At 65.6% G+C, this 10,290-nt stretch carries 9 protein-coding genes and 1 pseudogene; 9 read left to right on the forward strand and 1 reads right to left on the reverse strand.

What is annotated here, in order from left to right:
• Positions 1-384 precede the first annotated feature (384 nt).
• From ACFVJ5_RS03840 to ACFVJ5_RS03865, 6 genes are all read left to right on the forward strand, one after another.
• Positions 385-1,068, forward strand: coding sequence for a class I SAM-dependent methyltransferase (locus tag ACFVJ5_RS03840; RefSeq protein WP_379219759.1), 684 nt, complete (start codon positions 385-387; stop codon positions 1,066-1,068).
• Entirely contained in the window at positions 1,050-2,108 is a 1,059-nt protein-coding gene (locus tag ACFVJ5_RS03845) for a UbiA family prenyltransferase (protein WP_379218366.1), read from the forward strand. The genes ACFVJ5_RS03840 and ACFVJ5_RS03845 overlap by 19 nt, the downstream gene beginning before the upstream one ends.
• Before the next feature lie 7 nt (positions 2,109-2,115).
• Positions 2,116-3,183 (forward strand): UbiA family prenyltransferase, encoded by a 1,068-nt coding sequence (locus ACFVJ5_RS03850; RefSeq protein WP_379218367.1) that lies wholly within the window; start codon positions 2,116-2,118, stop codon positions 3,181-3,183.
• Entirely contained in the window at positions 3,069-3,908 is an 840-nt protein-coding gene (locus ACFVJ5_RS03855) for a class I SAM-dependent methyltransferase (protein ID WP_379218368.1), read from the forward strand. The genes ACFVJ5_RS03850 and ACFVJ5_RS03855 overlap by 115 nt, the downstream gene beginning before the upstream one ends.
• A gap of 111 nt (positions 3,909-4,019) precedes the next feature.
• Entirely contained in the window at positions 4,020-4,970 is a 951-nt protein-coding gene (locus ACFVJ5_RS03860) for an LLM class F420-dependent oxidoreductase (RefSeq protein WP_379218369.1), read from the forward strand.
• Positions 4,971-5,230: 260 nt separating this feature from the next.
• On the forward strand, positions 5,231-5,710 hold the full coding sequence (locus ACFVJ5_RS03865) for a phosphatase PAP2 family protein (RefSeq protein WP_379218370.1): 480 nt from the start codon (positions 5,231-5,233) through the stop codon (positions 5,708-5,710).
• A 70-nt stretch (positions 5,711-5,780) separates the two neighbouring features.
• On the opposite strand, the gene ACFVJ5_RS03870 is transcribed toward ACFVJ5_RS03865, so the two are convergent.
• Positions 5,781-6,644 carry a class I SAM-dependent methyltransferase gene (locus ACFVJ5_RS03870; RefSeq protein WP_379218371.1) on the reverse strand — a complete coding sequence of 288 codons (864 nt, stop codon included), beginning with the start codon at positions 6,642-6,644 and terminating at the stop codon, positions 5,781-5,783.
• Between the two features lie 280 nt (positions 6,645-6,924).
• On the opposite strand from ACFVJ5_RS03870, the gene ACFVJ5_RS03875 reads away from it, so the two are divergent.
• From ACFVJ5_RS03875 to ACFVJ5_RS03885, 3 genes and pseudogenes are all read left to right on the forward strand, one after another.
• Positions 6,925-8,151 (forward strand): PP2C family protein-serine/threonine phosphatase, encoded by a 1,227-nt coding sequence (locus ACFVJ5_RS03875; RefSeq protein ID WP_379218372.1) that lies wholly within the window; start codon positions 6,925-6,927, stop codon positions 8,149-8,151.
• Between the two features lie 38 nt (positions 8,152-8,189).
• Positions 8,190-9,770, forward strand: a complete 1,581-nt coding sequence (locus ACFVJ5_RS03880; RefSeq protein ID WP_379219760.1) for a CHASE3 domain-containing protein — start codon at positions 8,190-8,192, stop codon at positions 9,768-9,770.
• Positions 9,767-10,204: pseudogene (locus tag ACFVJ5_RS03885) on the forward strand (response regulator); the annotation flags it as partial. The gene ACFVJ5_RS03880 and the pseudogene ACFVJ5_RS03885, both read left to right, overlap by 4 nt.
• Between the last annotated feature and the right edge of the window lie 86 nt (positions 10,205-10,290).

Consider the following 10,290-nt stretch of genomic DNA (forward strand, 5'->3'; position numbering starts at 1 on the left):
CACTTGGCGATCGGATCGACCGCCGTCATCGGGTTGGTACCGGAGCGCAAACTCGTCCGGTTCTGGTGGGCGGTGATGTGGCCGCTGTTCGGGCAAGGTCGCCCGTTCGACAGGACGCGGTTTCCACGGGGAGTCCTGCCGGTTTGCCCGGAGTGGCGCGTCATCAACTTCGCCGCCGATCCGGGCGGTGGTCGAGGGGGAGCGGGTACCGCGGTCGCCCTGTCGCGCCTGTTGCTCTCTGTCGCCGATGCTCACCGGATCACCCTGCTCACGGCGGCCCGGACCGATGACCAAAGGCTTGAACGCGCGTATGCCCGACATGGTTTCGTTCGTGTCGAAGTGGCGCCGGTTCGGCAGAAGAAGAGTTCGGTCATGACCGTCGAGATGAGGCGGCTCCCACAACCGGCGAGTCGAATCACTCCCCGGCGGAACGTGCTCCGGACCGGTCGGACAGATCGCGCCTTCGCTCGGTTCGTCTTCGGCCCGGACTGGGAGCGACCGGGGAGCCTGCTGTTGGATCTGGGAGCCGGGGACTCTTCACTCGCTCACGACCTACAGCAACTCGGTTGGCGCACCGTGACACTGGATCGGGACTATGCGCGCGTTCGACCCGTCAACGATCAGATCGCGGTGGCGGGTGATTGCGCCGCGCTTCCCTTCCCTGACGAGACCTTCGACATGGTAGTGGCCGTGTGGGTGCTGCTGCATGTCGACGATGTCGATGTGTGCGTGCGAGAGATCGCCAGGGTGTTGCGGCCGACCGGCGTGCTGTTGCTGCATCCACTGTGGGCCTCGGGTGCCCGACTGCGCCGGATCGCGGGTATCCCCGGGGTGACAGTCCGCCGAGGGCGAGTGATCCGCAGACGGCGTCGACCGTGCGCGTCGGTGGATGCGGCGGCCATCGGCGAATGGGACGAAGATCAGCGCGCCGCCTTCTTGAAAGCGTTGCGCCCCAATCGAACCGTTCGCGCACTCGGACAGTTCGCCACCGATGTGATAGTTCGGACGACCGGTGATCATCGGAGAGGCTCGGCGGGAAAGGGCGTCCCATGGCAACCACAGAAGTAGCGGCCGACTGGGTGGGGCCGGGCGACAGGCCGATTCGGCCAGGGGTCGGCGACTTCGCTCGGCTGATCCGTATTCAAGCCGTGGGATTCGAAGGGTTCTCGTTCGCCATCGGACCGCTGCTGACCGGGGTCGAACTGTCGATCATCGAGCTGAGCCTGTTCTGGCTGCTAGGGATATTGATCAACGGGTACATCTTCGCACTGAACGATTTCATCGATCTGCCGCGGGACCGGAACAATCCCGCGCGGGCCGCGAGTCCACTGGTTTCCGGCAAAATCTCCCCCGCGATAGCCCTGATCTTGTCGATTTCGTTTCCGCTGATCGCTGTGGCGGTGATTGTCGCTGTCGGTTGGCCGCCCACCGCGGTAGTCGCGTTCGCGTTCTTTCTGATACTCGGCGCGGTCGTGAACGTGTATCAGAAGGCCACCGACAGACCGATTCTCATGGACTCGCTGTTCGCCGTCACGATGGCCGCGCCGATCCCTGTCGCCGCGGTGGCCTACACCGACCGCATACCAGCGGTTGTCTGGATCGCGACAGTCTTCATGTTTCTCCTCGCGCTGGAACTCAACAGCATCGCGGGCAACCTCAAAGACCTTTCCTCGGACTTGGTTACGGGATTTCGTACAGTCGCGGTCATGCTCGGGGCCAAGACGACGCCAGACGGTCATCTGGAACCGGGGCCTCGCTACCGACGGTATTGCGTGGCGTTGCACGGAATCACCGTCGCCGTCGGATTGTCGGGTGTCGCTGTCTCGTTGCGGGGTTTCGCCTGGACCGACTTCGTCGTGGTGGCGATCTGCGTCACGGTGAGCGTGGTGGGCAGCAGGGACCTGTATACGCTCCTGGTCGGCTCGCGGCGGCCTTCCCGTCGCGGTCGGGAAGGCTACTTCGCGGCCGGTTTCATCCTCATGACCATCGTCATCGCGCTCAACGCCGACCTGTCGACATTCCTGTACTCCATGGTGGTGCTCCTGTCCTGGGAGTTGCTGTTCGGTATCCGCCGGTACCGGAGTGCATCGGTTCGACGCGGCGACTGAGCGACAGTTGGACAAGACGATGCGATTGGTGCGCGCGTTCTACGCGCTGGGCCGGATCAACGTGGCACCCGTGGGAGCCTTTCCCTACGGTATGGGAGCTCTGATGGTGCCGAACGCGCCCGTCGGACAAGTGGTGTGCTTCTACGTATTCGGGATCCTGACGCACTGTGTCGGGTGCGCCGTGAACGACATCGTCGACTCGCGCACAGATGGACTCGATCCGTTGCGTTCGGGCGCGCCGTTGGTCAACGGTGACTGCGATCGTCGTGAGGCCCTCGCATTCACCTGCGCCGCCACGGCATGCGCCGGAGTCGTGGCGGTATGGCTTTCGCGGGAGATGGTCGGTGCCATCGTTCCTTTGCTGGCGTTGCTCGCCATCGGCGTGTACGGGAACGCCTGTCAGAAGAAGTTCGGTGGCCTACATCCATTTTTCGTGGACTGGCTGTTCGGAATCTTCATCGGCGCACCGGTATGGCTCGGGATCCTGATCTGCGGTGGTCGGCCAACTGTTTCGGTTCTCCTGCTCGTCGCGAGCCTGGTTGCGCAGGGGCCGACGCTGAACATGATGCGTGGAAATCTGAAGGATCTCCAGCACGACCGAACGGTGAAGGCCCATACGGCTGCATTGTCGCTGGGCGTCGAGCCGATCGGGCCCAACGGAGAAATCCTCCTCACCAGAGCCTTCAGGCACTACTGTGCGCTCGTGTTCGCCGCGGCGGCGGTCTTGCTGATATGTGCCGGGATTGCGGCGGTGAGCCATCCACAACAGTTCACTGTGCGCATCGTCCTGGCCGCGGTTGCGGCAGGATTCACCCTCGCGGCCACCGCGGAGCTGTACATCAGTCTGCGTAGCGAAACGGTCACCCTCCGGCGGTTCGTCCGCCGTGTCCTGTTTCCGATGAATGTCGCCACCCTGGCGACAGCGGTCTCACTCTGCCCCCGTTGGGAGATTTTCGGTATATGCGTCGCAACGTACGCTTGGAGCATTTCCTTGTCCGTGCTGGCTCACTGGTTCGCGCGAAGGCGCCGACTACGGCTTCCGCCGGCGTTGACCAGAACGAACTCCGCTCGTTGACCAAGGCCCACTACGAGCAATTTCCGTTCATCGCGGGCGGCGACGAGCGAGTAGCCCTCTGGCACCGGCGGTTGGGCACGGTATTGCCCAACTCCGCGATTCGGTATTCGAAGGTGCTCGATGTCGGATGTGGGTCCGGCGATGTCGCCCGGTCCCTGGCAGAGCGAGGCGCCAGCGTAGTAGCGGTCGATCTCACCCGGCTGGCAGTGCAGCGGGCCCAGGCGTCAGGCGATGTTCGTTCGGTCCAATGCGACGCCCTGGCCTTGCCGTTTCGTGATGACGCATTCGATCATTCACTGGCACTGGGCGTTCTGCATCACACGCCGGATTGCCGCGCCGGGCTGGCCGAGATGGTTCGCGTGACACGGGACACCGGGACGATCATCATCGGCCTGTACAGCAAGTGGACTCCCTACCACTTCGTGTACCTGGCGACCGGTCGACTGCGGGCACGCGTACCGGGTGAGCGTCTCCACAACGCACCGCGCTGGGTCATGGCGCTGACCAGAGCGTTCGTCACGTTCCAGATCAGGCAACGCTTGGACGACCGGCAGTTGGTCAACGTTCTCGCTGACCAATTCTGGACGCCACGTGCGTCGTTCCACACTCCGCGCGAGATCAGACGGTGGTCTGGACAACTCGGCCTAGTTCAGGTCGGCCGCCGCTGGGATCCCTTCTACATGAACGACTTCGTCTTCCGTGTCGACAAGTCTCGAGTTCAGTAGCGGCGGAGGAGCGTGTGGTGAGCTGCCGGGTCATTGCCGTGTGACGTCCGGTTGATTGCCATGAACTATCGCTCCGTGTCGACGCGGGAAACGACCGTAGCGTCGGTGAGCATGAGCATTCGTCTCGGATACCAGATGCCCTACTTCGGCTACGCGGCCTCGCCGCGCGAACTGTTCCCTCAGGTCATTGCGCAGGCGCGGGAGGCGGAGGCGGCCGGATTCGATGCCGTGCTCTTCATGGACCACTTCTATCAGGTCTATGGGCAGCCCGACGACTGGATGCTGGAGGCCTACACGGCCCTGGCCGGGCTGGCCACCGTCACCGAGCGAATCCAGCTGGCCACCCTGATGACCTGCAACACCTACCGCAATCCGGCGCTGCTGGCCAAGATCGTCACGACACTGGACGTGATCAGCGGCGGCCGCGCGGCCCTCGGCATCGGCGCGGGCTGGTTCGAGCAGGAGCACATCGGCTACGGCTACGAATACGGCAGCTTCACCGAGCGGTTCGAGCGGCTGGACGAGGCCCTGCAGATCATCTCGCCGATGCTGCGCGGGCAGCGGCCGACCTTCCAGGGCAAGTGGTACCGCGCCGAGAACGCGATCAACGAGCCGCAGGTGCGCGACGACCTGCCGATCCTGCTCGGTGGCGGCGGTGAGAAGAAGACCTTCGGCCTGGCCGCGCGGTACGCCGACCACCTGAACATCCTCTGCCACACCACCGAACTGCCGCAGAAATTGACCACCTTGCGGCAGCGCTGCGAGGAGGCCGGGCGCGACCCACAGACCCTGGAGACCAGCTTCCGCGCCGTCGTCGTCGTCGACGAGGACGGCGACCGGGCGCGCAAGCTGGCCCAGGAGTTCATGCAGCGCGATGTCGTGGTGGTGATCTCGGAGGACAGTGTGTTCGCCGGCACCCCCGACGATGTGGCGGAGCAGGTCCAGCGCCGCATCCTGGATCACGGGGTGGACGGCATCATCGTGAACATGGTCGCCAACGGTCACGAGCCGGGCATCCTCGAACTGGCAGGTAAGGCCCTGAGTCCGCTGGTACACAGCTGAGTCGCTACTGTTCCGTCATCCCCACAATTCGGGGCGGTAGCCCAGGGAACATGCTCTTGCACAGTGAAATTCGTCCTCGAGGCAGAATTCGACCGCACGTGGGCGTCGACTTCGGCACGAAGTATCAGGATGAAGAGCGAGAGGTTTCGGCGTGACGGAAACGATGGTGCCGCAAGCGCGGGCGGCTCGGGTGATCACTGAGCTCGGGGCGCCCTGGGTGATCAATATCGTGACCGGGGCGATCGCCGGGTTCGCTGTGGGTGCTCCAGAATGGGGGGCTTTTCGTCGCCGCGATCACGGGCGGGATCCCGATGATCATCATCCTGGCCGGCGTCCGGCGCGGTATCGCCAGCGATCACCATGTGACCGATATCGACGGTCGGCGCTGGGTGATTCCGGCGATCCTGGGCATCGTGGGTGTCGGCCTGATCGTCGAGATCGTGCAGGGCGCTCCGCGCGCTCTGATCGCGTGGACGGTGGCAGGGCTGGTAGTCCTGTTCGGCATCGGAATCGTGACCGTGATCGGCAAATGGAAGGTGAGTGTCCATACCGCCGTGAGTGCGGGAACGACGGTCCTGCTGGCGTTGATCGCCTCGCCGTGGTTTCTTGCCGCGCTGCCACTGACTGTCGTCAACGGATGGTCGCGAGTGTGGCTGGGTGATCACACGCGCGGACAGGTCGTCGTCGGCTCCATCGTGGGAGCGGCGCTCGCGGCCGGCGCCTATCTGCTCGCGTCCTGAATCAGTTGTCGGCGTCGCTTTCGTCGGTGCTGCGTCGCATCTCCCCGGAACCCGAAATCACGGATCATCCTCAGCGGCTCGCGCGCAGGATGCGGATCGCGCGCAGTGCGTGGGGTGATTCGCCCCTGAATTCTTCGGATCCGTCGAGGTATCCGGCGACGAGGTCGGGGGCGGAATGGTCTTCGATGGCGGTGAAGCCGAGGGCGCGCAGCTGTGCGGCGATGTCGTCGGGCGTGAAGTAGCTGAACACCGGTTCGCCGACGCCGGCCAGCCGATCGGCGCGTACTCGGTGGTGCGCACGCTCCTCCTCGGTGTTCGCGGGCTGGAGGTAGTCGAAGACCACCTCGACCGGCTGGGCCTGAGCGGCAATGTATTCGAGGGTGGCATGGGCGGCGTTCGGAGTCAGATAGAAGACGACGCCGAGCCACACGAAGACGGCCGGGTCCGTCCGTGTGAATCCGGCGGACTCCAATCCCGCTGCCAGCGTCTGGGTTTCGAAATCGACCGGCACGAAGGTCAACGTCTCGGGGCAGTCGATTCCGGCGGTCGCGAGGCGTTCGCGTTTCCACGCTTGGGTGGCGGGGTGGTCGACCTCGAAGATACGCGAGTCCGGGCACGTATTGCGGTAGGCGAAGGTGTCCAGGCCCGCGCCGAGGATCACGACCTGCCGCACACCAGCGGTGACGGCCGCGGCCACGGCGTCCTCGGCGAAGCGGGCGCGGGCGGCGAAGAACAGGCGGCGGGGCCGATCACCGGCCACGTCACCGAGGTGATCGGTGGTGAGCGTGCCCGGATCGGCCAGTTCCTCCGCGGTGACGCCGAGCAGACGTGCGGCCAAGGGATCGCTGAAGATCTGCGGTCGGTCAGCGATCTGGTGACAGGCGCGGGCGTACGCGGTGATGAGCGCTGTCCTGCTGGGTCCGTCCTTCTCCATAGTCAAGAACCTACTGGCGAATGTGGCGCGTGCTCTATGAACTCACTCACGCCCACCCGGTCGCGGAAATCTCGCGTGGGCATGGGTGTCGGCGCAATCGGATAGCATCCTCGGTACTACCTTTCGGTCCAGCAACCGGCCGGCGGAGTCAGTTCGCGCAGTGGGCGCCTGTGATCGGAGGCTTTCGTGCACACCCTGGGTTTTGTGCTGTCCAGGTGGGGAGGGGTAGGTCTGCTGCGGTGCGAGCGGACAACTCTCGGCCGCGCCGGCGGTGGTCGTGGTGCGCAGTGACGCGTTGAGCGCCGATCTCTACGCGGCCGGGCCCGGTTCGCGACGTCAACTCCACATACTGCTGGTCGAGGACGACCCCGGCGACGCCTTGCTGGTGGAGGAGATGGTCGCCGACCTGTCTCCGCGCCCGCACCTGGACTGGGTTCGCACCCTGACCGAGGCCGGCGAGCGCTTGCGCACCGGTGTACCCGATTGTGTGCTGCTCGATCTGCATCTCCCTGATGCGGACGGACTCGAGGCGCTGGCCGGGATCCGCGATCGCAACGACCAGGTCCCGGTCGTGGTGATGACCGGGCTCGACCAAGAGCGCACCGGGCTGTTCGCGTTGGCCTCCGGCGCGCAGGACTACCTGGTCAAGGGCCGGGTGGACGCGGAATTGTTCGGGCGCGCAGTGCGTTACGCGATTCAGCGCAAACAGGCCGAACTCACCAGCGCGGCCCTGCAGGCCAGTCAGATGCGGGCACAGGAGAACTCCCGACTGGAACGCGGATTGCTGCCGACCCCACTGTTGGGTACCGACCCGATGGTCGAGGTGGTGTCGCGATATCGCCCCGGTCGTGACCATTCACTGCTCGGCGGCGACTTCTACGACGTGGTCCAGGACCCGACCGGCATCGTGCACGCCATCATCGGTGACGTCTCCGGCCACGGTCCCGATGCCGCGGCGACCGGGGTCGCGTTACGGCTGGCGTGGCGCACGCTGGTGCTCAGCGGTGTCACCGGCGCCAGACAACTGAACCTGCTCGAGGAAGTGCTGCTCGCCGAACGCGCCGACCAGCAAACCTTCGCCACCGCGACCAGCCTGGTACTCGACCCGGCGACCCGACAGGTGTCGGTACGCCGTGCGGGTCATCCCGGCATGCTGCGGTGCACCGGTGCCGGACCGAGTTGGGTCGAGGTGCCGGGCGGACCGGCCCTCGGTTTCGTCCCGGGCTACGCGCAGTGGCCCGCGCACGAGGTGGCGCTGGCAGACGACGCGGGACTGATGCTGTTCACCGATGGACTGTTCGAAGGGCGCGTCGGCGACGGCAGCACCCGGCTCGGCGAGGACGGATTGTTCGAACTGGCACAGACACTGCCCACCGAGCAGCCCCAGTCCTTCGTCGACGCGCTGATCGGGCAGGTCGCGGAACTGTCGGCGGCGTCGGGCGGATTGGATGACGACGTGGCCATCCTGTATTTGCGGTGGAGTGATGCGATGAGGCGGACGACGTGACGAGCAGTACATCGACCCGGTTGGGGCCGATCCGCAGAATGACAGCCCAGGGTTGGTTCCAGCTCGTGTTCGTGCTGATGATCCTGGTGGTGGTCGTCGGTGCGGCGGCGGGCGCGCAGGTGATCGCCCACACCAGCCGGGTCACCGATCGTCTGCTCACCGAAACCCTGCCCGCCGCCACCGAAGCCCATCGGCTGCAGGGTGCGCTGCTGAATCAGGAGACCGGCATCCGCGGCTACGCCATCACCGGCGACCCGCAGTTCCTCGAGCCCTACGACCGAGGGCGGCAGGAGCAGACCCGCGCCGCGGACCGCTTGCGGGAGCTGCTCGTCGGCCATCCGGGTTTGCTCGCCGACCTCGCCGCGGTCGACCTCGCCGCGCAGCGGTGGCAGGCCGACTTCACCGATCCGGCGACCGGGTCGGTGTCGTCTCGCGCGGGCATCGGTATCGACGCCGCCACCGGAGCGGTGCGCAGAAAGGCGCTCTTCGACGCCGTCCGCGATACCTTCGCGGTGCAGAACGACCATCTCCTCGCGGTCGTCGACAGCGATTCCGATGAGCTGGCGAGCGCACGCACCACGCGCAACGTCGTGCTGACGGGCATCGTCGCCGTCTTCCTGCTGACCGGGGTGCTGCTCACGGTTCTGGTGCGGCGACTGGTGGTTCGGCCGCTGGGCTATCTCACCGAGTCGTCACGGCGGGTGGCCGCGGGGGAGTTCGACGCGCATATCGATGCTGTCGGTCCTTCCGATATCGCGTTGGTCTGCGAAGCGGTGGAGAACATGCGCCACCACATCGTCGCCGAGCTCGACTCCGCGCGCGTCCAGGAGGCGGCACTGCTGCGGCAGAAACAGGATCTCGACATCCAGGCCGAGGAACTGCGCCGATCCAACACCGAATTGGAGCAGTTCGCCTACGTCGCGTCCCACGATCTGCAGGAGCCGCTGCGCAAGGTGGCCTCGTTCTGTCAGCTGCTCGAGAAGCGCTACGGCGACCAACTCGACGATCGCGGCAAGCAGTACATCGATTTCGCCGTCGACGGCGCCAAACGCATGCAGGTGCTGATCAACGACCTGCTCACCTTCTCCCGCGTCGGCCGGATGTCGGAGGGCACCGAGCCGGTGGGTCTCGATCAGACCCTGGACGAGGCGGTGGCCGCCTTGTCGGCGACCATCGAGGAATCCGGGGCCGTGATCGAGCGCCCGGCGGCGTTGCCGGAGCTCGTCGGGGAACCGACGCTGCTGATCATGCTGTGGCAGAACCTCATCGGCAACGCGATCAAATTCCGCACGCCCGGCCTGACCCCGGTGGTCCGGGTGGCGTGCGCGCCCGATACCGAGGACGCGCAGGAGTGGGAGTTCTCGGTGTCGGACAACGGAATCGGCGTCGAGGCCGAATTCGCGGAGAAGGTCTTCGTCATCTTCCAGCGCCTGCATCCGCGAGATGCCTACGGCGGCACCGGGATCGGACTGGCCGTGTGCAAGAAGATCGTGGAATTCCACGGCGGCCGGATCTGGCTCGACACCGACTATCGTGACGGCACCCGCCTGTGCTTCACCCTGCGGGCGGCCGCGCCCGCGACCGCCGCTGTCTCCATCGAGAACGAGGTATTCGCATGACCGATCCCGGCCAGCCGGTCGACATCCTGCTCGTCGAAGACGACCCCGGCGACGAACTGATGACGCGGGAAGCCTTCGAGGACAACAAGATCGGCAACACTCTGCACGTGGTCAGGGACGGCCAGGAGGCGCTGGACTTCATCTATCGCACCGGCGCGCACGTCGACGCGCCACGGCCGGATCTGATCCTGCTGGATCTGAATCTGCCCAAGTACGACGGCAGGCAGGTGCTGGAGAAGATCAAGGCCGATCCGGAGCTGTCCCACATCCCCGTGGTCGTGCTCACCACATCGGCGGCCGAGGAAGACATTCTGCGCAGCTACAAACTGCACGCGAACGCCTACGTCACCAAGCCGGTGGATCTCGATCAGTTCATCGCCGCGATCAGGCAGATCGATGAGTTCTTCGTGCAGGTCGTGGGGGGGCCCCGCCGGCGGGCGGCCCGCCGTCCGGCCAAGTTCGGGGGCGGGTCCGCGGGGGTGGGGGCCACCACCGGGCCCTCGACCGCGAGCACCATGTG

It is taken from the genome of Nocardia sp. NPDC127606 (assembly GCF_042671725.1).
Lineage (GTDB): Bacteria > Actinomycetota > Actinomycetes > Mycobacteriales > Mycobacteriaceae > Nocardia.

Excerpts from the sequence above, each read along its gene's own strand:
- ACFVJ5_RS03845 (WP_379218366.1), top strand. The coding sequence starts at position 1,050 with ATGGCAACCACAGAAGTAGCGGCCGACTGGGTGGGGCCGGGCGACAGG.
- ACFVJ5_RS03860 (WP_379218369.1), top strand. The coding sequence starts at position 4,020 with ATGAGCATTCGTCTCGGATACCAGATGCCCTACTTCGGCTACGCGGCC.
- ACFVJ5_RS03880 (WP_379219760.1), top strand. The coding sequence starts at position 8,190 with ATGACAGCCCAGGGTTGGTTCCAGCTCGTGTTCGTGCTGATGATCCTG.
- ACFVJ5_RS03870 (WP_379218371.1), bottom strand. The coding sequence starts at position 6,644 with ATGGAGAAGGACGGACCCAGCAGGACAGCGCTCATCACCGCGTACGCC.
- ACFVJ5_RS03840 (WP_379219759.1), top strand. The coding sequence starts at position 385 with ATGAGGCGGCTCCCACAACCGGCGAGTCGAATCACTCCCCGGCGGAAC.
- ACFVJ5_RS03855 (WP_379218368.1), top strand. The coding sequence starts at position 3,069 with ATGCGTCGCAACGTACGCTTGGAGCATTTCCTTGTCCGTGCTGGCTCA.